General features: G+C 53.3%; 16 protein-coding genes. 3 read left to right on the top strand and 13 right to left on the bottom strand.

Features of this window, described 5'->3' with window-relative positions:
- Window positions 1–11 precede the first annotated feature (11 nt).
- From pgaD to lldD, 11 genes are all read right to left on the bottom strand, one after another.
- Complete coding sequence (gene pgaD / locus AXE65_RS04990; RefSeq protein WP_068388938.1) at window positions 12–503, bottom strand: poly-beta-1,6-N-acetyl-D-glucosamine biosynthesis protein PgaD; 492 nt, start codon at window positions 501–503, stop codon at window positions 12–14.
- A complete protein-coding gene (gene pgaC / locus AXE65_RS04985; RefSeq protein ID WP_068388935.1) occupies window positions 500–1,840 on the bottom strand; it encodes a poly-beta-1,6-N-acetyl-D-glucosamine synthase in 1,341 nt (446 codons plus the stop codon). The genes pgaD and pgaC overlap by 4 nt, the downstream gene beginning before the upstream one ends.
- Before the next feature lie 9 nt (window positions 1,841–1,849).
- A complete protein-coding gene (pgaB, locus tag AXE65_RS04980) occupies window positions 1,850–3,862 on the bottom strand; it encodes a poly-beta-1,6-N-acetyl-D-glucosamine N-deacetylase PgaB (protein WP_068388932.1) in 2,013 nt (670 codons plus the stop codon).
- Between the two features lie 11 nt (window positions 3,863–3,873).
- Window positions 3,874–6,342, bottom strand: a complete 2,469-nt coding sequence (pgaA, locus tag AXE65_RS04975; RefSeq protein ID WP_079214052.1) for a poly-beta-1,6 N-acetyl-D-glucosamine export porin PgaA — start codon at window positions 6,340–6,342, stop codon at window positions 3,874–3,876.
- 499 nt (window positions 6,343–6,841) lie between these two features.
- Window positions 6,842–8,713 carry a SurA N-terminal domain-containing protein gene (locus tag AXE65_RS04970; protein ID WP_068388929.1) on the bottom strand — a complete coding sequence of 624 codons (1,872 nt, stop codon included), beginning with the start codon at window positions 8,711–8,713 and terminating at the stop codon, window positions 6,842–6,844.
- Between the two features lie 222 nt (window positions 8,714–8,935).
- Complete coding sequence (locus tag AXE65_RS04960) at window positions 8,936–9,208, bottom strand: HU family DNA-binding protein (protein ID WP_068388923.1); 273 nt, start codon at window positions 9,206–9,208, stop codon at window positions 8,936–8,938.
- A gap of 153 nt (window positions 9,209–9,361) precedes the next feature.
- Entirely contained in the window at window positions 9,362–11,764 is a 2,403-nt protein-coding gene (lon, locus tag AXE65_RS04955; RefSeq protein ID WP_068388921.1) for an endopeptidase La, read from the bottom strand.
- 289 nt (window positions 11,765–12,053) lie between these two features.
- Window positions 12,054–13,352 (bottom strand): ATP-dependent Clp protease ATP-binding subunit ClpX, encoded by a 1,299-nt coding sequence (clpX, locus tag AXE65_RS04950; protein WP_068388918.1) that lies wholly within the window; start codon window positions 13,350–13,352, stop codon window positions 12,054–12,056.
- Window positions 13,353–13,430: 78 nt separating this feature from the next.
- A complete protein-coding gene (gene clpP, locus AXE65_RS04945; RefSeq protein WP_275574857.1) occupies window positions 13,431–14,087 on the bottom strand; it encodes an ATP-dependent Clp endopeptidase proteolytic subunit ClpP in 657 nt (218 codons plus the stop codon).
- Window positions 14,088–14,118: 31 nt separating this feature from the next.
- Window positions 14,119–15,450, bottom strand: a complete 1,332-nt coding sequence (gene tig / locus AXE65_RS04940) for a trigger factor (protein ID WP_068388914.1) — start codon at window positions 15,448–15,450, stop codon at window positions 14,119–14,121.
- 362 nt (window positions 15,451–15,812) lie between these two features.
- Entirely contained in the window at window positions 15,813–16,955 is a 1,143-nt protein-coding gene (gene lldD / locus AXE65_RS04935; protein ID WP_068388911.1) for an FMN-dependent L-lactate dehydrogenase LldD, read from the bottom strand.
- Window positions 16,956–17,082: 127 nt separating this feature from the next.
- On the opposite strand from lldD, the gene AXE65_RS04930 reads away from it, so the two are divergent.
- The gene (locus tag AXE65_RS04930; RefSeq protein ID WP_068388908.1) at window positions 17,083–17,526 is read left to right on the top strand and encodes a hypothetical protein; all 444 of its coding nucleotides are present in this window, start codon (window positions 17,083–17,085) and stop codon (window positions 17,524–17,526) included.
- Between the two features lie 18 nt (window positions 17,527–17,544).
- Here the strand turns inward: AXE65_RS04930 and AXE65_RS04925 are convergent, their stop codons facing one another.
- Both AXE65_RS04925 and AXE65_RS04920 read right to left on the bottom strand, forming a co-directional pair.
- Window positions 17,545–18,465 (bottom strand): flavin reductase, encoded by a 921-nt coding sequence (locus tag AXE65_RS04925; protein WP_068388905.1) that lies wholly within the window; start codon window positions 18,463–18,465, stop codon window positions 17,545–17,547.
- Window positions 18,466–18,470: 5 nt separating this feature from the next.
- Window positions 18,471–19,838 (bottom strand): LLM class flavin-dependent oxidoreductase, encoded by a 1,368-nt coding sequence (locus AXE65_RS04920; RefSeq protein WP_068388902.1) that lies wholly within the window; start codon window positions 19,836–19,838, stop codon window positions 18,471–18,473.
- A 483-nt stretch (window positions 19,839–20,321) separates the two neighbouring features.
- Between AXE65_RS04920 and AXE65_RS04915 the strand changes: the two genes are divergently transcribed.
- Together AXE65_RS04915 and hpaI are read left to right on the top strand one after the other, a co-directional pair.
- Window positions 20,322–21,764 carry an aldehyde dehydrogenase family protein gene (locus AXE65_RS04915; protein ID WP_068388899.1) on the top strand — a complete coding sequence of 481 codons (1,443 nt, stop codon included), beginning with the start codon at window positions 20,322–20,324 and terminating at the stop codon, window positions 21,762–21,764.
- Between the two features lie 69 nt (window positions 21,765–21,833).
- Window positions 21,834–22,598 (top strand): 4-hydroxy-2-oxoheptanedioate aldolase, encoded by a 765-nt coding sequence (hpaI, locus tag AXE65_RS04910; RefSeq protein ID WP_068389025.1) that lies wholly within the window; start codon window positions 21,834–21,836, stop codon window positions 22,596–22,598.
- Window positions 22,599–22,684: the final 86 nt, after the last annotated feature.

Here is a 22,684-nt window from a genome sequence, read left to right as displayed (position 1 = left end):
AACAACTTGCATTAAATAGGTACGGTTATTTTCTTTGCTGTTTTTGGGATATTTTTAAGGTCAGTATCTGACTCAGGGCTTTCATTAATAATATCGATAATACCTATCATGTTATTTTCTTCATGGTAAATCACCATTACATCGGCATTTTGTACATCGTCAAACAAAGCAGGCGACAAGGCAAAACTTTTTTGCAGTTGCAGTGGTGTAAGTGGTTGCGGGGGCTTGCGGCGGTCTTTGCCAGTAAAGCGAAATTGGTTGTAAACTGCCCAACCAATCAACAGATTGGCGTTAATTAAAGCAATAATGACATAACTAATCACTGATTGTGCTGAAGTTAAAAATTCAGGCAACACCAACGGTATGTGAGGCCCTTGCATACCACCACTTAAGATGGCAACAATACCGGCAAAAAATAGATAAATAAAAAACAGCCATCCCAGTGCGGTAAGCAAAATATCCAAAAAATACCTAAGATTTGAGCGTTTAGTGGTAATAATCATATCGCCCTCGGAGGCTTAATACCGCGGTCCGGGCTTATCCAGCGTGCTTGCTGGTGCGGCTTATTGCGCAGCATCACTTTGGCAAAACTGACCAAGGTGGTAGACAGACTCAGCATCCAATAGGCGAGTGGATACCAAACAATCCAATATAAGGAATGCGGAAGTTCCGGTTCATAGCGGCTATCTATCAAAATACTGGTAGTGAACTGCGCCAAGCAGGTTACGGCGAGCATCATGCCGGTAAAACCTGGCGGTATTATCGCGGCAACATAGAGAAAGTCCGGCAATACCACTACCTTGTTAATTAACCAAAGCAGGATGGAAATAGCAAAGGTAAAGGCCCAGAAAACCGACATGCAGTATTCCAATACCAAAGGCCACAGGCGGCGATTTCTCCAGTGCCACACGATATTCAAGTTTTTCAAAAATACTTCTGCGCCACCCTGTGCCCAGCGTAGGCGTTGCCTCCACAGGCCGCGCAAAGTTTCTGGCATCAGAATCCAGCACAGCGCACGCGGTTCGTAAAAAACCGACCAGTGATCACGCTGTAGTTTCCAACTGATGTCGATGTCCTCGGTAATCATGTCAAGATCCCAGTAACCTATACGGTCGAGCGCCGAACGGCGAAAAGCGGCGACCACCCCTGAGACGGTAAATACCTGCCCATAAACGCGCTGGGTACGTTTGATAAGACCAATGATGGAAGAAAATTCACCGACTTGAATCTGTCCTATCAAAGTAGAGCGTGTGCGAATACGCGGATTGCCGGTTACGGCTCCAACGCGCGGGAGTTTCAGCAAAGGTGCAACCAAGTAACTGACCGCATCGACATCCAGCATGGCATCACCATCAATGCACACCAAGTAATCACTGCGTGCCGCCAATGCGCCCATGCGCAGCGCCATGGCTTTACCCTGATTATGCGCCAGATGCACTATGCGCAGACGTTCATGTTGCAATGCCATGCGGTTAAGCAACTCACCGCTACCATCGGTGGAGCCATCATTGATGGCGATAACTTCAATATTGGAATAGTTCTGGTACAACGCGGACAACAGGGTTTCTTCAGCATTTTCAACTTCATTATGGCAAGGTATCAAAATCGAGACCAAGGGATTGCCGGACAGTTTCGGCACTTCGCGCGCTTCACCCCAACCCCATTTACTCTCCCAGTGCCACCAGAAATAAAGACCACCCGCTATCCATAATCCGGACATAAACATGGGGTAGAAAAACAGAAAGTTCAGCAGTGTATCGATGTTCAGCGTCAAAAGAATACCGAACGGCATTCCCAATACGATGATGAAGATCAGTAAAGCCAGCAAACGGTTATTCATCTTAAATACTCAGTAAAAGGGATACCAAGCAGAAGAAATTACCGAGCGTATAACTTTCAGCTCAGGATGGTTGGAGGAAAAGTCGTCCGGATAATAGCCAAAGTTGCGTGCGCCGCGCAGTTGCAGACGCTGCATCCAACTTGCCAGCACCCTGCTGTCAATCGAACTCTGGTTGCGCCAATCACGAGCCTGTAGTTCAAACACGGTTTTATCCAGTGCCCCCGGACGCTTGGCAACATTGTCTACCAGCCGATCCAGCCAAGCGTTTTCTTCTTTATTGTGAATATTTTCCATTCTTGGCATGGCCATTGGAGCGACCCAGTCGTAGGCGGACAAAAAGTCATCCAGGTTCTGTGCAAACCAGGCCTCACTGTTCGGCTCCAGGATGGGGCGTGCGTAGATATTGCGTGCGGTTTTAATTTGTGGTCCGCGCACAGCGCGTACTTTATCGGCAAGCTCTTGGGTAAAGCGGATGAGATAACGGCTCTTGAAGCGAGTCCACGCCTGCATCTGGCGGATATTGCCATGAATACTGGCAATCTGCCCAAAACCAGCTTGCCGGTAAACGTCCAATGCCGCAGGGCTGGCATCCTCATAGTCGCCCAAGAGCGCATCATCATGGAACAATATTCCATCAAAGGTGGCGTATCCGGCCAAATCCTCATAGAGTTCACCGACTTGCTGACGTACCCGTGCATCAAAAGGCGACAATCTCAAGTATTGTTTCTTATCCACTGCCGCCGCCCCAGTTTGTGCATCCATTTTCAGTACGCGCGGCAGCTTTGCATCCAAGTCGATCGCCAGTACCGGCATCCAGGCATAAACCTCAACCTGTGCGCGGTTGCGCAATTGCCAAGCCACCCGATTGAATAAGTCGGCACGCATCGGTAAATGGCGATTGGGAAAATAAACCGAACGCACCAAACCATCAGCACCCGGGTCAGCAAAGGCTTGCAGAAATACAGTGGTAATCTGCATGTCAAAAATCCGCTGCACCAGCTCATCCAGGTTGCGATTGGTTTGCACCGGGTCGGGGTCATAGACGTAATCCAAATCCACATGCGCCACCCGCATGAGTGGGGAAGCTTCCGCCTCAATCACGTTGCTGCGGGCAAATTCTTGCAAGCCGGGTGCGTTGGCTGGCATCACGCGCGAGGTGGACATGAGCGTATTTAAGTTGCTCAAGGCATCATCCAACACCATTGCTATCTGGTAGCCGTCTTCAGCGGCAATCTGCAAGGTAGTGCCTCTGGCTGCACCATAAGGCCAAACCCAAACCCTTGGTTTCTTGCCAGTGACACGGCGGATTTTTTCAGTAATGGCGGCAACATCCGCTTTCATGCGAGCGCTGAATTCTGCATCGGTCTCGTAACGACCGAGCTTGCTGTCAAACGCACGACTTGCCGCTGCCGGTTGGGTATTGCCTTGTGGGTTGGCGATAATGCCGTAGTGCGAATGGTCGGTATGGGCGGCAATTTCAACCAGACCACTGCGGGCAATTTCTGCAATCTGAGTCCAATTTAAAAAGCGTTCGCGCTCGGTTAATTGACCGCCAAAATTGACCTGCTGGTTCGCCGGGGTATCCATCCAAACGCCGACAGGCGCGAGTACCGCTGGCCAGTTCCAAGCCTTGAGTATGGGCAGTACTCGCGTGTAAAAACTACTGTAACCATCATCAAAGGTCAGCAGCACCGACTTTTCCGGCAGGGCTTTGCGGCCTGCCCTAGCCTCCAGAATCTGGTCAATGGAAACTGCCTGGTAACCATTCTCATGCAACCAAGCAAGCTGTTCAACCAAATGGTCGCTGCGCACACTTAAGAAAGTCTGGTCGGGATACTCGTCTTCCACATCGTGATAGCACAATGTCAGAAAGCGTTCAGGCAACCAAGGCTTGTCGAATGCTGCCAGTGGACGTTCAGAAGGCGGGGCGTAGCGTGGAATGTCTTTGGAACAAGCGGCCAAGAAACATGCCAGCCAAATAAGCAGGTGCGTCAAAATGCAACGTGGGGTTATTACGCTCATGTACTGTCTCTTCAGAAACGGTAATTAAGATCAAACGACAGGCTCAGCTCGTTCTCGCGCTCACCGTCATAAGGGCGACTCAAGGCATTTAAGCTGGCACCGATTTCCAGCACATCGTTGTGCCGATACCGTTGCCCATAGCTAAGCCCTAGTACGCCATCGCTACCTTCACCTTGCTGGTTGTAAGCCCCTGCAGAGAGAGTTGCGAACTGCTCCCAAACATTTTCATAGCGCCGGTTCAAAATATGCGTAGCACGCAGGCCGGGCAGCAGCATCAAATCGCTCTTTGGATTGAAGTAGGGACGGTCTTCATTTCCGCTGTTGTACTGGGTATAAGCTCCAAACAACAGGTCGAGCTTCAGGTGTGGCTTGGTATAAACGCGCTCGTTACCGTCCAGATTGAGTGACCAACGGTTATTGTCGTCACTGAAATGAGTGGGTGAAAAGCCCAGTCGCCATTCACGCCGTTCATTGGCACGCCAGCGTACATAGGAATCCACGGCATTTGAGTAGATATTACTGCGCAGCGCCCTCAGTGGCGTTTCACGTGACCGCTGTGCAACTTCACCACCAATCTGCCAATAATCGTCAAGGTCATAGCTGGTCGAAAGGCGCAAACCCGGTTTGGCACCATAGCCATAGCGGTTGGAGGAAACCTCTCCTTCGACCCACCAGTCACGACTGCGCCACTCCACACCGGCGCGTTGCCAATTGTAATAGCCGTGACCTTCTTCATATTTGCCTTCGGCATAACCTACACCGCCAAAAACTCGCCAGTTATAGTCAAGCGGAGATGAATAGAGCACGGCATCAATGCCAAAACCACCACTGCCGGACACTGGACTATCCGAGGCCAAGCCGCGCCAACCGCTGATGCGCAGCTCCGCCATATTCTGTACTGCCCACAAGCGTGCCAGACGGCGCGCTTGCAAATTCTCGGGGTAACGATGGATGGTGTCTTGACTGAGTTCTTCAGCCTGCCGCCATTCCTGTAAATCCAGCGCAACAAATCCTTGTTCGGTTTCTACCGCCAAGTTCGTTGGCTCCAGTGTTTCTGCCAACTTAAGTTGACGTTCGGCTTTTCGTGGCTGTAGGCGTGCCTGATAAACCCCTGCCAGTCCGGTGTATAACGCCGTGTTATTGGGTGCGTTCTGCAGCATACTTTCCATCTTCTGCTGCGCATCCGGCGTATCGTCTGCATACAGACTGGCCTGTGCGGCAACGATGCGGGTATCCAGATACAGCGGGTTGGATGGCGGTCTTGCCGCACCACTGACCACCAGTGAAGGGGCTTGGCTACTCTCCATGCGAGCCAGTAATGGTGGAATTTGCTCAAACTCCTCCGTCTCGGTCAGGGCGTAATAGAGACCGGTTCTATTTTCCAATAAAAACAGTGAATCTTCATGCTCTACTTGTCCATTACCGTTATCAGCCTCCAATACCGCCAGTACCGCACGGTAAAGATCCCGAGCCTGCTCGGGCTTACGGATATAAAGATAGGCAGAAGCGACATTGGAAAGTGCCCAAACGGGTATTTGCACACCTTCAGCGTGCAATTTCTCGTATTCATCCACCACTTCTTGCATACGAACACGGGCGTGTAATGCGCTTAACCGGTCAACGCGGATACGGCGCAAGTCAGCAGCAGCCTCACCACCCAGTCTTTGCCAGGCCTTCATCAATTGGTCGTAACGAGCCAACACGCGGTCGGCAATAACAAAGCGCTCGCTTTCGCTGCGACTCGGCATGGCGGCAAGACGTGTCTGCACAGCCGCCGCATCGCCTTCCAGTGCCCGCATCTGTGCTGCAGTAAAACGTCCGGGATACTTTCTTGCATGCTCCAATGCTTGTTCAGGAAGCCCCGCCCGTTGCAGCGAGCGGACATATTCGCTCTGCACCCAAGGTGCTTGTTGAGCAAGTTGCAGTGCTTTATCGGCTTGATACAACGCATCAAATGGGCGGTTCTGCAAGTTGTAGGCATAGGCGAGTGCCAAGCGCAGGTCTGAACTTTGCGGCAGGCGCTTGACCCAGTATTGACCGTTGTTTATCGCATCGTCCGATTGCCCTGCATCATTTAGCGTCATGATTAGACCGGCGGCAAAGGTTGCCTGCTGTTCTGGATGTTGGTGTAACCCAGCACGCCATATCGCCAAGGATTGTGTCCAGCGCTTTTGGTCGCGCCAAGCACGGGCAGCAGCTATTTGTACTGCAGCGGGCAGTGCTACTTGCTTGGGTAAGCGCTGGTAAACATCCAGCACCTCGGCAGGCCGATTGTCCCAAGAGGCAATCAGGATATGGTCAAAGCGCTTTTGCAGCGAAGCCGTCGTCCCCATCTGCCGCAGCAAGTGGAGCGCGGGGGCAGTATCCCCGGCACGGGCACGCCGAATGAGATTGTCGTAATCGTCTTCAGAATCAGCAAAGACGGGGAAGGGCGGCAGACAAATTGCCAACACTACAAGGCTTGTCAAAAGCGGCTTCATCAAGCCTGCTTTGGTTCCTGTCATTCCATTGGTCGGCATAATCGGTCACTTAAGTAGCCCCACTACGGGGTACGGGAAAATTCCCAACCACTAGCGGCATCGAGCATACAACTAACCCCCGGTGGAACCGACTTCCTTCCCCAGGTGATATTGCTCTGACTGCTTCATAATCATTCAACGCAAGGCAGCAATGTAAAGATACTGTTCTGAATTGTTCTTATAAATCTACATTAAATAAAGTCAAGTCGATTAAACTATTGGTAATAATTACCAACTTTCTTATAGCCATAATCAATAAATACTTAGCGCCTGAATCCACTTAACAGACCACTTGACTCGTAACACCGGGCTAAGCATTGGCAAAATGCCACTAAAACATCAAGCAAACTGCTGCCAGTCATCTAGATATAAATTTAGACGGTAATAGTGGTTGATATAACAAATACTTCTGCAAACATAAACCCCAATAAAAAAGCGGTGTAAACACCGCTTTTTCAATTTAATAACGCTTTATCTTCGCCTGTTGTTGTAACTGCTGGCGGAAAGCGGCAAAGTCTTCTGCGCCACGGCGTGAGGCGAGGGCTTGTTGGTAGAAGGTTTTTTCTTCGGCAGCAAGCAGTACTTCTGGCTCATTAACCGAGGAAAGCCGCACGATCAGGTAGTCGCCGTTATCCAGTGTAATGCCGGAAAACTCTGGCTTATCGGCTGACTGAGGATGCGGCAGGCGGAACAGGGTTTGCAGCAGCAATGGATCAACGCCTTCTTGATTGCGCGAGGCGTTTTCAACCTGTTGCCAAGTTTCACCCTCAAGAGCATCCCTATTGCCTTCACGCAACTGCTTAAGGCGTTGTTCGCCCTTTTCCTTGGCTTGCTCCTGGGCGCGCTGTGCGGTTAGTTGCTTGCGGATTTGGCTTGCGACTTGCTCAAAAGCCAGTGGTTCAGATTTTTGGTGCTCTTTTACACGGAGCACTAAAGCAGTATCAGCATCAAGGTCAATCAGCTTGCTGTTGCTGCCTTCTTCCAGTACATCAGTGCTCCAGGCGGCTTGTACTACATCCTGGTGACTGGCAATGCCTTCGCCACCGTCGCGGCCAAAAGCTTCCGTGGTTTGGATGGCAAGATTAAATTCTTGCGCCGGTTGCGCCAAATCGGCGGCTTCAAAGGCGGCAGCTTCCAGCGAGCGCTTGGCCTGTGCAAAATCCTGCGCGGCTTGCTGCGCTTTAATGTCTTGTTCAAGTTTTGCCTTGAGGCTGGCAAAGCTCGGCACTTTAGGCTCGGCCAAGAGTTTAATCAGGTGCCAGCCATAATCGGTGCGTACCGGCGCGGAAACTTCACCGACTTTAAGTGAGTAGAGTGCTTGCTCAAAAGGCGTCTCGTACACGCCGCGTCCGGCATAGCCCAGTTCGCCGCCCTCGTCTGCCGAGCCTGTGTCATCGGAAAATGCTTTGGCTAGCGCGGCAAAGTCTTCGCCTTTAGCCAAACGTTCGGCAATACTCTCGATTTTGGCTTTGGCCTGTGCGTCATTTAGCTTATTGCTCACTTCAATCAGGATATGTGCCGCATTGCGTTGCTCGGCAAGGCTTGCGATTTCGCGTTGATAGGCTGCTTGCAGTGCTTCTTCGCTCGGGGCGGCGCGTTCGGCAAAGTCTTGTTTTTTCAGTTCAAGGTATTGAACGACAACCTGTTCTGGACTCATGTAGTCGTCAGGGTGCGCCTGGTACCAAGCGCGGATGTCTTCATCGCTGACCTTGACCTGCTCTGGCTCAGTGGCAAAGCGCAGGCTGGCAAAGCTACGGGTCTGTCGCTCCAGACGGGCGAACGCCTGAACTTCTTCATCGGTCACAAAGCCGCTGCTGACCCATCCCAAGCGCATTTGCGCAATCAGCATCTCGGCTTCCAGCAGGCTGCGGTATTGCATGCGGCTGTAGCCCATGCTGCGTACGGCTTGGTCAAAGCGTTCGGCACTGAATTTGCCGTCTTGCTGAAACTCCGGCGTTTGCAAAATCAACTGGTCTAATGATTGGGCTGAAAAACGCAGTTTTTCTTCTGATGCGTTTTGCAGCAGCAGGCGACGTTCAATCAAACCGCGCAGTGCACTCTCGCGCAGTTCTTTTTCATCCAATCTTGAGGCATCAAAATTAACCCCCAAACGCTCGCTCAGTTGCTGCGCGAGCTGCGCTGCTTGTATCTGTACGGCTTGCTCCAGTTCGTTCTGGCTGATGGCTTCACCGTTGACTTTGGCCGCCAACGAGCCGCTTCTGAAACCGCCAAAAATAGCCTCAAAACCGGTCAATGACAGCAATAGAACAATAACGCCGATGATGGTTTTGGCAATCCAGCCTTGGGAGTTGTCACGAATATTTTGCAGCATAGGATTTCCAAAAAAACGATTTTAAGCAAACGCAAAACTTAAGGCCAAATGAAGCGAAAAACAGAAAAGGCGCATCAACTGCGCCTTTTCTTTATGCTCGCCAAATAACTGGCTTAAACTTTGGTTGCTGCCAAGTAAACCCAAGCAACCTTCCCAATCCTTACAAGGGCGGATAAAGCCGATAACTTGGCTAGAAAAAGGCAAAGAAACCAAATTTAACGGTTAGTTGACTGCATCTTTTAAGGTTTTACCGGGTTTAAATCCGGGCACTTTGGCCGCGGCGATTTGGATCGGTTCCTTGGTCCGCGGGTTGCGCCCGGTGCGGGCGGCGCGTTCTTTGACCGAGAAAGTACCAAAGCCGACCAAGGAGACAGAGTCGCCATCCTTGAGCGCGTGGGTAATGGATTCAACCACGGCATCCAGTGCGCGTCCGGCTACCGTTTTGGGCAGATCAGCCGATGCAGCAATGGCATCAATCAGTTCCGACTTGTTCACTCGTTATTCCCCTTATTTCATTGAGATTAAATTCAATTTTGATCTTTTGCCGTGCCCAAAACGGGTGCCTGATTTGCCAAAAAGACCCTTCAAATGGAGGTGTCTTTGTTTTATAGCAAGGGCCGCAAAACCACTGCCTAAGGAAGCGGCCAATCAATGCGTACTGATTTGTCTCCCTCCTTGGGCATCGTCTTTTTGCCTTGGTTTTTTTCCCGTAGGGTTAGCAGTCGTGCAAGGCAAAGGCTGCGGCGCGTATTGCAACGCAATCTGCAGGACTTCGTCAATCCATTTAACCGCTTTTATTTGCAGGTTTTGCTGGATATTTTCCGGAATTTCCTTTAGGTCGCGCTGGTTTTCTTCAGGGATGATGACGGTTTTGATGCCGCCACGGTGCGCGGCGAGCAATTTTTCCTTTAAGCCACCAATGGCAAGTACTTGACCGCGCAAGGTAATTTCACCGGTCATCGCTACATCAGCGCGCACCGGGATTTGCGTCAATACCGAAACCAGCGCGGTGCACATGCCAATACCCGCGGAAGGGCCGTCTTTTGGCGTAGCGCCTTCCGGCACGTGGATGTGGATGTCGTTTTTTTCCTGAAAATCCGCCGCCAGTCCCAAGCTCTGTGCACGGCTACGCACCACGGTTAGCGCAGCGGTAATGGATTCGCCCATCACATCGCCCAGTGAACCGGTTTTAATCAGTTGACCTTTGCCCGCTACGGCAGCCGCTTCAATACGAAGCAACTCGCCGCCGACTTCCGTCCAGGCAAGGCCATTGACCTGACCGATTTGGTTGTCCTGTTCGGCAAGGCCAAAGCGATATTTTCTAACGCCAAGTAGCGGTTCCAGGTCAGCCGCGCTTAAAGTGAGTTTCAGCTGTTTTTCCCCTGCATATTTGCGGACGACTTTGCGGCAGAGCTTGGCAAGCTGGCGCTCCAGGCTGCGCACGCCCGCCTCGCGGGTGTAGTGGCGGATAATGGCGAGCACGGCCTCTGGCGCAAGTGCCAACTCGCTTTTCTTAAGACCGCTCTCTTTAAGCTGTTTGGGCAGCAGGTATTTCAGTGCAATGTTTTGTTTTTCATCTTCGGTATATCCGGGCAGGCGGATAATCTCCATGCGGTCGAGCAATGCCGGTGGGATGTTCATGGAGTTGGCGGTACAGAGGAACATCACGCCGGACAGGTCGTAGTCCACTTCCAGATAATGGTCGTTAAAGCTGTGGTTTTGTTCCGGGTCGAGCACTTCGAGCAAAGCGGAGGCTGGATCGCCACGCATGTCCTGCCCCATTTTGTCGATTTCATCCAGCAAAAATAATGGGTTGCGCACGCCCGCTTTGGACATTTTTTGCAGCAGACGGCCGGGCATGGAGCCAATGTAGGTGCGCCGATGTCCACGGATTTCGGCTTCGTCGCGCACGCCGCCTAATGCCATGCGGACAAATTTACGGTTGGTCGCGCGGGCGATGGATTCGGCCAGCGAGGTTTTGCCGACACCGGGCGGGCCGACCAAGCAAAGCACCGGCCCTTTGGCGATTTTGACGCGCTTTTGTACCGCCAAGTATTCGAGGATGCGTTCTTTGACTTCTTTAAGACCATAGTGTTCGGCCTCCAATATCGCTTCGGCGCGCGGCAAATCGTGGCGCACACGGCTTTGCGCCTGCCAAGGCAAGCCCACCAGCCAATCCAGATAGGTGCGCACCACGGTGGTTTCTGCGGACATCGGTGGCATTTGCCGCAGTTTGCGCAACTCGGTTTCGGCGCGTTTTTTCGCTTCTTGGCTGAGCGCGGCTTGTTCGATGCGCTTTTGCAGGGCATCGACTTCATTATGGCCGTCTTCACCGCTGCCCAGTTCTTTTTGAATGGCTTTCATCTGCTCATTCAAGTAATACTCGCGGTGGTTGCGTTCCATTTGCTTTTTAACGTGCCCGCGGATGTGTTGCTCCACTTGCAGCAGTTCGATTTCCGCTTCGAGCAATCCCAAAAAATGGCGGGCGCGCTCGGCTATATCGTTGATTTCCAGAACTTTTTGCTTTTGCTCAATCTTCAGCGGCATATGCGCTGCCATCGCGTCAATCAACCTGCCGGGTTCATCGATCGCGTGCAGTGAAGCCAGTATCTCGCGCGGGACTTTGCGCCCTTGTTCGGCGTATTGCTCAAACTGCCTGCGAAGACTGCGCACAAAGGCTTCCTGCGCCGTTGGCTCTTCGAGTTCTTGCTCATCGAGCAAGGCCACTTCCGCCTGATAGTCACTGGCAAGGTCAGCAAAGTGCAGCACTTCGGCACGCTGCCCGCCTTCGACCAGCACTTTTAGCGTGCCATTTTGCAGTTTGAGCATTTGCAAAATAGTGGCAACCGTGCCTACCCGATAAAGCGTCGCTTCGCTTGGCTCGTCATCGCTTGGGCTGTGTTGGGTGAGCAGCAGGATTTGCTTGTCGCAGCTCATAGCCTCATCCAGCGCCTGTACCGATTTATCACGACCAATAAACAGCGGGATGACCATTTGCGGATAAACCACCACATCACGCAACGGCAAAAAGGGCAGGACTTTGGTTTTCATGGATGGGCCTCAATTGGCAACTGGCTGCCGTAAACCATCAGCGTCATCACGCAATGTTTTTTACCCTCTCCCCCACCCCTTCTCCCGCAAGCGGGCGAGGGGAGCAAAAGCGCTCTAGCGTAATGGGTGATGAAAAACATGCCGATGATTGGCCTTTTGTAAACAATGGGAAACGAAAGCGAAACGAAAGCGAAACGAAAGCGTCAAGCAAGGATATGAGGGCAATTTGCCAAAAAACAAGGCTTTGATTACAAAAAAGGAAGCCTTAAGGCTTCCTTTTTATCAGCGCTTAATCAGACCGCGCTACCTTGCTCACAGGCTCAGCCGCCTCGTAGAGCATCAGCGGATTGCCGCCGTTTTCAATCACGCTTTCATCAATGACCACTTTGCTGACACCGTTTTTTGACGGAATTTCATACATGGTATCGAGCAGCACGTTTTCCAAAATCGAGCGTAAACCACGCGCACCGGTTTTGCGTTCCAGCGCCTTGCGGGCGATGGCGTTTAGTGCATCGGCGCGAAACTCAAGGCCTACGCCTTCCATTTCAAAGAGCCTTGTGTATTGGCGGGTCAGTGCATTTTTCGGCTCGTCGAGAATTTTGACCAGTGCGGCCTCATCCAGCTCATCGAGCGTTGCAATCACCGGCAGGCGACCGACAAATTCAGGAATCAGGCCAAATTTGACCAAATCCTCCGGCTCAACCTGGCGCAGCGTGGGCCCTAAGTTTTTGCCCGGCTCGGGCGGGCTGCGCACTTCGGCAGAAAAACCAATGCCGCCGCTAGCCGAGCGGTTTTGGATGAGTTTTTCCAGTCCGGAGAACGCGCCACCGCAGATAAACAAAATATTGCGCGTATCGACTTGCAGATATTCCTGATTGGGATGCTTGCGCCCGCCTTGCTGCGGGATGGAGGCCACGGTGCCTTCAATCAACTTGAGCAGCGCCTGCTGCACGCCTTCACCGGATACGTCGCGGGTAATCGAGGCGCTGTCAGCTTTACGCGAGATTTTGTCGATTTCGTCGATGTAGACAATGCCCATCTGCGCTTTTTCAACATCGTAGTCGCACTTTTGCAGCAGCTTTTGGATGATGTTTTCCACATCCTCGCCGACGTAACCGGCCTCGGTCAGCGTGGTCGCATCGGCGATGGTAAAGGGCACATTGAGTAGCCGCGCCAAGGTTTCAGCCAGCAGGGTTTTGCCGGAACCGGTAGGACCTATCAGCAAAATATTGCTCTTGCCCAGCTCGACGTCTTCTGTCGCCGTGCCAGACATTTTGTTGTCTTGGCTGTGCAGCCGTTTGTAGTGGTTGTACACCGCGACCGCGAGGATTTTTTTCGCGCGGTCCTGACCAATCACGTATTGGTCAAGAATGGCGCTGATTTCACGCGGCGAGGGCAGACCGTGGGTTGCGGTTTCGACCTGCTCTTCGGCCAGTTCCTCGCGGATGATGTCATTGCACAGGCCAACGCATTCGTCACAGATGTAAACAGCCGGACCTGCAATCAGTTTGCGTACTTCCTGCTGACTTTTGCCGCAGAAGGAGCAATAGAGCAACCCGTTGTTGCCATCGTATCGGTTATCAGTCATGGGGTAATCCACAGGGCAAAGCGGTAAAACGCAAGATGCAGGCAAAATGTCCGTTTTGCAAGGTCTGCTGCGCCTCTTTTAATGCTTGTCAAGATGAGCACTCGGCGGACGGCGGCTCATCACTTGGTCAATCAGGCCGTAGGCCACTGCTTCTTCACCGCTCATAAAATTGTCGCGGTCGGTATCTTTGGCAATCACCTCCACCTGCTGTTTGCAGTGGTCAGCGAGGATTTGGTTCAGCCGCTCGCGGATGGTCAAAATTTCACGCGCGTGAATTTCAATATCCGAAGCCTGCCCCTGAAAACCACCCAGCGGTTGGTGAATCATCATCCTTGAGTGCGGCAGGCAATAACGCTTGCCCGGCGCGCCCGCTGCGAGCAGCAGTGCACCCATGCTGGCGGCCTGGCCGATGCAGGTCGTCGAAACATCCGGCTTGATAAATTGCATGGTGTCGTAAATCGACATACCCGCCGTGACCGAACCGCCCGGCGAATTAATGTACAGGTGAATGTCTTTGTCGGGGTTTTCCGCTTCCAAAAATAAAAGCTGGGCGACCACCAGATTGGCCATGTAGTCCTCGACCTGGCCGACCAGAAAAATCACCCGCTCCTTTAACAGGCGCGAATAAATATCGTAGGCACGTTCACCACGTGCCGATTGCTCGATGACCATCGGCACCAAGCCGCCTGCGGCCTGAATATCAAGGCCGCCTTGCGTTGTAAAAAACTGTGACACAGGCGTTTCTCCCAATTCCAAGGCGGGTGGATTATTCAGCAGACGGGGCTTCTTCGGCCTTCGGCTGCGGGCGCTTGATGGCTTCTTCATAAGGCACCGTACGCTCGCTGACTTTGGCTTTTTCCAGCACGGCATCGACCAGTTGCTCTTCCAGTACCGCCGAGCGCAGTTCATTAAGCTGTGCTTCGTTTTGGTAGTACCAGCGCACCACTTGCTCGGGCTGTTGATAGGCGGCGGCCATTTCTTCCACCAAGGCTTTCAAGCGCTCTTCATCGGGTTTTAATTCGAGCTGCTGAACCGCCTGACGCAAAATCAAGCCAAGCGCGACGCGGCGGTTCGCTTCGTCCTGGAACATGCCTTGCGGCAGGTTGTCGGCTTTTAACTCGTAATTGCCGGTCGCTTCCTGAAAGGCTTGCAGGGTGAGCCTTTTGGCTTCTTCGGCAACCAATGCCTTGGGCACTTCCAGCGGATTGTTCGTAAGCAAGCCGTCAAAGACTTGAGCTTTGAGCTTGGCTTTGATGGAGGAGCGCAGTTCACGCTGCATGTTTTTACGCACTTCATCACGGAAGGCATCAATGCCGCCTTCTTTTACACCGAAACGAGCAAAGAACTGTTCATCCAGTTCCGGCACGTGCGGCGCACCGACTTGTTTAACGGTGACTTTAAAGGAAACCGCTTTGCCCGCCAGTTCCTTGGCGTGGTAATCCTCAGGGAAGCGCAGATCGAGCGTTTTTTCATCATTGACGCCGCTGCCGATAAGCCCGGCCTCAAAGCCTGCAATCATCTGCCCGGAACCCAGCACCAAGCGCACGTCATTGCCGCTGCCACCGTCAAAAGCCTCGCCTTCGATGGTGCCAACAAAATCAATGACGAGCTGGTCGCCGTCCTGTGCGGCGCGTTCGGTGTCATGGAAATGCGTGGCTTGCTTGCGCAGCACTTCCAGCATCTGATCGACATCGGCTTCGCTCACTTCGGCTTGCAGGCGTTCTACTTCAATGGCTTCAAAGCCTTTCACTTGCAATTCGGGGAAGACTTCAAAAGTCGCCACAAACTGCAAATCCTTGCCTTCTTCTGCACCTTCCAAGGCAATGGCGGGCGAGGCGACCGGCTGCATTTTTTGTTCTATCAGCGCTTCTTGCAGACTGCTGCCAATCAAATCGCCCAATACTTCCTGCCTTGCGGCGCTGCCGTAACGCTGGCGGATAATCCCCATCGGCACCTTGCCCGGGCGAAAGCCGTTAACCCGTGCGTGACGCGCGGTCTGTTGCAGGCGTTTGGCGACCTCGCTTTCAATGCGTGCGGCCGGAACGCTGACACTCATGCGGCGCTCAAGGGTAGAAGTGGTTTCAACGGAAACTTGCATGGATAATCCTCAGATGGTTCAAGCTGCCTAATAAAGTGCAGCGAGGGAGTGCGTGTTCTTGCGTGCGAGCCGCGCAAAAAGCGAATAAAAGCGGTTGGCAAAAATAAAGCCGCGTATTTTAGCCGCGGATGCAGAAGAAGTCACCAATCGGGCAGCGCAGGCAGTGTAATCGAGTGAAGCGATTCGTCATGCGCCATTCGTGGGGAAAGCGCCTGAGATAGGATCTGTTTCTCATTTAATCATCTTGGACGGCTCAACATGCAGGACAGGAGCATGCGATCAGGTAGTCGCCTGCGTGTTCAAGACGACACGAATGAGAACGACGCCCTTCACCCGATTACCCTGCTTTTTTTTATTCCCTATCAAAAAGCCCTGTCCGCCAGCAATTCCCGTCCGGCTTCGCGCAGGGTTTTGGCACCGCTTAGTACCATCGCTACGCGGATTTCTTTTTCCAGTATTTCCAGCAGGTTGCGTACGCCAGCTTCACCGGCGGCGGCCAGCGCATAGGCGTAGGCGCGACCCAGCAGTACGCCGTCTGCACCCAGGCTAAGCATGCGCAGTACGTCAAGGCCGTTACGAATGCCGGAATCGGCAAAGATGGTAAGTTTGCCGTCCACCGCATCAGCAATAGCAGGTAGGGCGCGGGCGCTGGACAGCACGCCGTCGAGCTGTCTGCCGCCGTGGTTGGAGACGACGATGCCATCCGCGCCCAAAGCGACTGCTTCGCGCGCATCTTCGGGGTCAAGAATGCCTTTGAGCAACATCGGCCCGTCCCAAGCGGCGCGGATCCACTCCAAATCCTTCCAGGCAATGGATGGGTCAAAATTCGCGGCCAGCCAGCCGATATAGTCTTCAAGTCCGGTGATTTGGCCGCGATAACGTGAAATATTGCCCAAATCGTGCGGACGACCGTGCAGGCCAACATCCCAAGACCAACGTGGATGGCAAACGGCTTGCACCGCGCGGCGCAGCGCGGCATAAGGCCCGCTCAAGGCTGAATGGGCATCTCGGTAGCGTGCACCGGGCAACGGCATATCGACGGTAAATACCAAGGTGCTGACACCGACTGCTTTGGCACGGTCGAGCACGTTTTGCATAAAGCCGCGGTCTTTCAGTACATAAAGTTGATACCACATTGGCCGACCAATGCTGCTGGCGACCTCTTCAATCGGGCAAACAGACAGCGTAGACAACACATAGGGCAACCCCTTGACCGCCGCCGCTCGCGCCGCCTGCACTTCACCGCGCCGTGCGAACATGCCAGACAGCCCCACCGGCCCCAGAGCCATCGGCAGCGGCAGCTTCTCGCCCATGAGTTCGCAAGATAAATCCAGCTCGTTCATATTTTTCAGCACGCGCTGGCGCAGGGCGATTTGTTCGAGGTCAGCCACATTGCGCCGATGCGTGTATTCACTGCCCGCCGCGCCGTCGATGTAGTGAAACAAAAAAGGCGGCAACCGCCGTTTGGCAGCCGCGCGGTAGTCGGTAGGGGCGGAAATAATCATGGGCATGCCTCAACGATTGGGATTTTTGGTCAGGCGTAAAAAGGGCAAAGAGTACCCGATCTTGCCGCTAAACTGCCCGCCACTTTGCGCTCTCTCCCCTCACCGGCTTGCGGGACTTGGAGTTTTGATGCTTTTTTGGTTGATACCGCTGGTTTTGCTCATCCTGCTTAGCCCTTTGCTTTGGTTGCTGCCAAAAAAACAGCAAGGCGAGCGTATGCAGTTGCGTTTGGCCGCGCGACGGATGGGGCTTGGCATGCAGCTTGTTTCAGAAAACTGGCCGCACTGGATGGCGCATGCGCAAAGTCCCTGTGCGCAGTATCAGCTTCCCCACAAAAAGGCAGGAGCAGACTGGCGTTACTGGCAGGACGCACAGGGACAGTGGCAAAACCAGTGGCGCGAACCTTGCGCGGATAAGCAATTACTGCCACTTTTGCAGCAGTTGCCTGTAGATGTCTACAAAATTGCGTCAGATAAACAAATAATCACACTGTATTGGGGCGAGCGCGGCGGATTTGAGGCGCTTAAGACAATCGCTGCGGTGCTTGAGCGATTGACGGCGGCAGAATATTAAGGTCTGCCGCCGTGTTTTTTACTGCGGATGACCCAAATGCCAAATCTGCATGGAGGCAAGCAGTTCGCGTGGATCCCAGACCACCCATTCTTCGGTTATTCGCCCGTCTTTATGCTTGAGGAAAGCCGCGCCAAAGACGGTCACGTCGCGCTGCGTGGGCGGGACGTTCATAAACAGGCCGGTGTGGCGGCCTTCGCTACGCCAGTGCAGGGCGACTTGGTCATCTTTTTCAATCCCGCGCAGGATTTCGACCTTGAAATCGCTGAACGCGGCGTGCGATTCCTCAATTTGCCGCAGGATGTCGGGCAGATGAAGTTGCTCGCCGGTTTTGGAATGGCGCACGTAATCGGGGGCGACCAATTCCTCAAACGCCTGGGTATTGCCCTGCCCCCAGGCCTGCTCCCAAGCCTTGGCGATACGCGCAAGCATTGGCTCTTCGGGTGGTTGATTCGCCGTCCACAGTTTCGCCTCGCCGAATTGCCGTCCGCAGAAAATCAGCGCCTGGCCGCTGCCTTTTTCAATCGCCGCGACAGAACCTACGATGACAAAGTGATCGCCTGCTATCACTTCAGACAGCACATGGCAGTCCACCCAGGCCACTGAATGATCCAAACGCGGCGTGCCGATATGGCTTTCATGCCAAGCAAGTCCGCCAAACTTATCCTCGCCTTTGCGCCCGAGCGCTTTGCAGGCATCCAGTTGGCCGGTTGACAGAATATTGGCGGTAAAGCGGCCTTGTTTGCGCAGTACCGGCCAAGTGCTCGACGTGTTGGCGATACAGAAAGTCACCAGCGGCGGTTCCAGCGACAGCGATTGAAAGGTGCCGACGATAAAACCGGTCGGTTTGCCTTCGCCATCCATGCCGGTAATGGCGACGGTGCCGGTCGGTTGCAGGCCGAAAATCGCACGCTGGTCGTCCGGGGTAAAGGTCGTACTCATGTCGGTTATCCCTTAAAAGCGTTGCGATAGGCCGCGCCCGGATGGTCATCCGGCAGCCGCGCCCGGCCCTTGCCGAACAGGCTTTCGCGCAAGGTTGAGCCGTCGTATTGGGTGCGCATCAGGCCGCGATTTTGCAGTTCCGGTACGGCGTATTGGACGAAATTTTTCATATCCTCAAACTCCACGCCGTGGGCGAGGTTAAAACCGCTGATGCCGGTGTCATCGACCCAGGATTGCAGTTCTTCGGCGACCTTAGCCGGGCCACCGACGATGACCGGGCCGGTACCGCCCACGCCCAAATAATGCGCAATATCGCGCGGTGTCCATTCCTTGTCCGGATCCATTTTCGAGAACATATCCACCATCAACTGCCCGGCTTTGGTCTGCACGTGTTTAAACGGTACGTCCGGGTCAAAGGTGGACATATCCAAGCCCGCCCAGCCGCTGTAACGCGCCATGGCACCTTCGTAATCAACCAAACTTTGATAGTGCTCGTAGCGTTCCTGCGCTTGGGCATCGGTGGCCGCCACGATGACTGTTACAAGCTGCACGGTCGCCACATGCGCCGGATTGCGTCCGAGCGCGGCGGCTTTTTCATGCAGCGCATCGACCTGTTTTTTTAAACCGGCTTTGGAGACCGAATTAAGGAACACCGCTTCGGCCGAAGCCGCCGCCATCGCAACGCCTTGCGACGAACCGCCGGCCTGAAAAATCACCGGCGTGCGCTGCGGCGAAGGCTCGCAGAGGAAGATTCCCGGCACGGTGAAGTGTGTGCCTTGATGCTTGATTTCATGCACTTTCGCCGGATCGATATACACACCATTGGTCTTATCGACCAGCGCACAACCGTCTTCCCACGAGCCTTCCAGTAGTTTGAGTATCACCGCTATAAATTCTTCCGCGCGCGCGTAACGTTCGGCGTGACCGGGCAGTTCCGCCCCGTTGCCGATATTGCGCGCCGCGCTTGCCGCATAAGACGTGACCACATTCCAACCGATGCGCCCGCCGGTTAAATGGTCAAGCGTGGCGAATTTGCGCGCAGTTTGGTACGGATGGTCATAGGCCGTGCTGGAAGTAATGCCAAAGCCCAAATGCTTAGTCACTGCCGCCATTGCCGGAATCAGATAGGCCGGGTCATTGGCCGGAATTTGCGCCGCATCTTTGAGCGCTCCATCCACGCTGCCTTGGTACAGGTCGTGATAGCCAACGTTATCGGCAAAAAAAATCCCGTCAAAACAAGCGTTTTCCAGCATCTTGGCGTATTCAAGCCAGTAGCTGAGCGTCTTGTATTCATGCCCACGATCGAGCGGATGCCGCCATAACCCCGATGACAAATGCGCAGGCCCGTTGAAGTTAAACGCAAACAATTTCATTGAATGTTCCCTCCAGTTGATTTTTGTTCAATTTAAGAACTTGTCGTTCGATTATCAACCTAAAAGACTCTGAGGATTCTGTCAAGCGTCTATAGCGCGAGAGAGAAACATAACCTGCAAAAGCAAGGGAAAAACAAGGCGAATGTTGCCGCCAGTGGCAACAGGTTTTTACGAAATAAAGGCATTCAATGGAATAATCTTGGCATAGCGTAATTTACGACCTCAGTTTTCCTCTTTGCGACAGAGCCACTGGCACGCAGTACCTGCAAATGCGCAAACCATGAGTTTTGCGGCATCTGTTAAGCGACAAAATTCAATCTAATCAAGTAGTTCATTGCCAATAAAGCAAAGGGTAGCGGTCAAGTGCTGGGTGCTAGACAACTATTGGCAAACTGCTATAGCATTTTTTGCGCAATATGCGAACAATTTATTCTAAATATGAACAATCAGGCTTGAACCCCAAGCCGCTCAAGAGGAGGCACTATGAGCACTTTGCTACAAGGCAAGCAGTTCTATATCAATGGCGCGTGGGTTAATCCACAACAAGGAAAAGACTTTGAAGTCATTGACCCGTCCACCGAAAAACCCTTTGCCGTCATAGCCTTAGGTAATGAGGCGGACGTAAATAACGCGGTTGCGGCGGCTAAAGCAGCGTTTCCGGCCTGGGCGGCGACGAATCCAAAAGAGCGTTTGGCTTATGTGGAGAAAATCCTCGCCATCTACAAAAAACGCTTTAACGAGATGGCCGAAACCATGTCGCGAGAAGTGGGCTGCGCCTTGGATATGTCATTGGAGGCACAAACCGCGTCCGGCCAATATCATATTGAAAACTTTATCCATGCCTTTAAAAACTTCGAGTTTGTGCAGCCGCTGGTGACAAAAGATAGCGGCGGGCGGCTGAAATACGATTCGATGGGCGTGGTCGGGCTGATTACGCCGTGGAATTGGCCGATGAACCAAATCACGCTGAAAGTTATTCCGGCGCTTTTGGCCGGTTGCACGATGATTTTAAAACCCTCGGAAATCACGCCGATGTCGGCGCTGCTGTGGAGCGAGTTTATGCACGAAGCGGGCTTGCCTGCGGGCGTGTATAACCTGATTAACGGCGAGGGCGCGACCGTGGGCACGGCGCTGTCCGGCCATAAAGACGTTGAAATGATTAGCTTTACCGGCTCCACCCGCGCCGGTCGGCTGATTACGCAAAATGCCGCCGAAACCATGAAGCGCGTTGTTCTGGAATTAGGCGGCAAAGGTGCCAATATCATTTTTGCCGATGCCGATGAAGCCGCCGTAGAGCGCGGCCTGCTGCATTGCTACAACAACAGCGGGCAAAACTGTGAAGCGCCCTCGCGCATGCTCGTTGAGCGTTCCTATTACGAAAAAGCCATCAGCATTGCCAAACAAGTGGCGGAAAACGTCAAGCTGGGCAAACCGCTGGAAAAAGGCGACCACTTCGGGCCGGTGGTCTCGCAAATTCAGTACGACAAAATCCAGGCGCTGATTCAATCGGGTATCGACCAAGGCGCGCGGCTGGTCTGCGGCGGCACCGGCAAGCCACAAGGCTTTGAGACCGGCTACTACGTGCGCCCCACGGTGTTTGCCGATGTCACCCCGCAAATGCGCATTTTCCGCGAGGAAATCTTCGGCCCGGTGCTGTCGATTATTCCCTTTGATACGGAAGACCAGGCCATTGCACTGGCCAACGATACCGACTACGGCCTAACCAACTATGTGCAGACGCAAAACCCCGAACGTGCCCGCCGCGTTGCCAGTGCGCTGCGCTCCGGCATGGTCGAAATCAACGGCAACGGCCTGCCCGCAGGGTGCTTCTTCGGCGGCGTAAAACATTCTGGCCGCGCCCGCGAAGGCGGTTTATGGGGCATTGAAGAATACCTCGACACCAAAGCCATCTGCGGCTGGGAGTAAGCCTTTTCTCACCCAAGAGCAGGTTTGCGCCTGTTCTTGGGTTTTTGTGAGTTTTTTCGAGGTATTTTTATGCAAATTCCACAAAACCGCTTTAAACAACGGCTGCTTGCCGGTGAAGTGCAATACGGCCTGTGGCAAGGCTTGGCCGACCCGATTGCCGCCGAACTGTGCGCCAATACCGGCTTTGACTGGTTATTACTGGACGGCGAACACGCGCCCAATGATTTACGCCAATTGCTCGCTCAATTGCAGGCCATTGCGCCCTACCCAAGCCAACCGATTGTGCGCCCAGCGGTCGGCGATAACGTGTTAATCAAACAGCTTTTAGATATTGGCACGCAAACCCTGCTAATCCCGATGGTGGAAAGCGCCGAACAAGCGCAGCAATTGGTTCGTGCCGTGCGTTATCCGCCAGTCGGCATACGCGGCGTGGGCGCGTCGATTGCCCGTGCCTCGCGTTGGAACAGCGTTTCTGATTATTTGGATGCTGCCGATGAACAAATCTGCTTAATCGTACAAATGGAAAGCCGAGCCGGATTAAATAACCTGCCAGCGATTTGTGAAGTAAAAGGCGTCGATGCCGTCTTTATCGGCCCGGTGGATTTATCCGCAAGCCTTGGACATCGCGGCAATCCCAATCATCCTGAGGTGCAGCAGGCCATTGAACAGGCCATTAACTGCATTAAAACTGCTGGAAAACCCATCGGCATACTCTGCGGCGACCCCTCGCAAGTGGCCCATTACCGCACTTTAGGCGTCAGTTTCTTTGGCGTAGGTGCCGATACTTTTTTATTACTCGATGGCGCTAAAACTTTACGCGCGAAATTTGCTTAGGGTCTTAGGAAGCAAACGCGATCAAAGCGGCTGTTCACGCAGTAATTTTAGCAAGGCCAGATAGATGTTTTCATGTCGATGATTGA

This window comes from Ventosimonas gracilis (genome assembly GCF_001580025.1).
Taxonomy (GTDB): domain Bacteria; phylum Pseudomonadota; class Gammaproteobacteria; order Pseudomonadales; family Pseudomonadaceae; genus Ventosimonas; species Ventosimonas gracilis.
This window is presented reverse-complemented; position numbering and strand designations above follow the sequence as displayed.

Bases quoted from the DNA above. Each gene is read 5' to 3' on its own strand.
- AXE65_RS04930 (WP_068388908.1), top strand. From the start codon at position 17,083: ATGCTTTTTTGGTTGATACCGCTGGTTTTGCTCATCCTGCTTAGCCCT.
- lon (WP_068388921.1), bottom strand. From the start codon at position 11,764: ATGAAAACCAAAGTCCTGCCCTTTTTGCCGTTGCGTGATGTGGTGGTT.
- clpX (WP_068388918.1), bottom strand. From the start codon at position 13,352: ATGACTGATAACCGATACGATGGCAACAACGGGTTGCTCTATTGCTCC.
- AXE65_RS04970 (WP_068388929.1), bottom strand. From the start codon at position 8,713: ATGCTGCAAAATATTCGTGACAACTCCCAAGGCTGGATTGCCAAAACC.
- AXE65_RS04920 (WP_068388902.1), bottom strand. From the start codon at position 19,838: ATGAAATTGTTTGCGTTTAACTTCAACGGGCCTGCGCATTTGTCATCG.
- pgaC (WP_068388935.1), bottom strand. From the start codon at position 1,840: ATGAATAACCGTTTGCTGGCTTTACTGATCTTCATCATCGTATTGGGA.
- AXE65_RS04915 (WP_068388899.1), top strand. From the start codon at position 20,322: ATGAGCACTTTGCTACAAGGCAAGCAGTTCTATATCAATGGCGCGTGG.
- hpaI (WP_068389025.1), top strand. From the start codon at position 21,834: ATGCAAATTCCACAAAACCGCTTTAAACAACGGCTGCTTGCCGGTGAA.
- pgaB (WP_068388932.1), bottom strand. From the start codon at position 3,862: ATGAGCGTAATAACCCCACGTTGCATTTTGACGCACCTGCTTATTTGG.
- tig (WP_068388914.1), bottom strand. From the start codon at position 15,450: ATGCAAGTTTCCGTTGAAACCACTTCTACCCTTGAGCGCCGCATGAGT.
- AXE65_RS04925 (WP_068388905.1), bottom strand. From the start codon at position 18,465: ATGAGTACGACCTTTACCCCGGACGACCAGCGTGCGATTTTCGGCCTG.
- pgaD (WP_068388938.1), bottom strand. From the start codon at position 503: ATGATTATTACCACTAAACGCTCAAATCTTAGGTATTTTTTGGATATT.
- pgaA (WP_079214052.1), bottom strand. From the start codon at position 6,342: ATGAAGCCGCTTTTGACAAGCCTTGTAGTGTTGGCAATTTGTCTGCCG.
- lldD (WP_068388911.1), bottom strand. From the start codon at position 16,955: ATGATTATTTCCGCCCCTACCGACTACCGCGCGGCTGCCAAACGGCGG.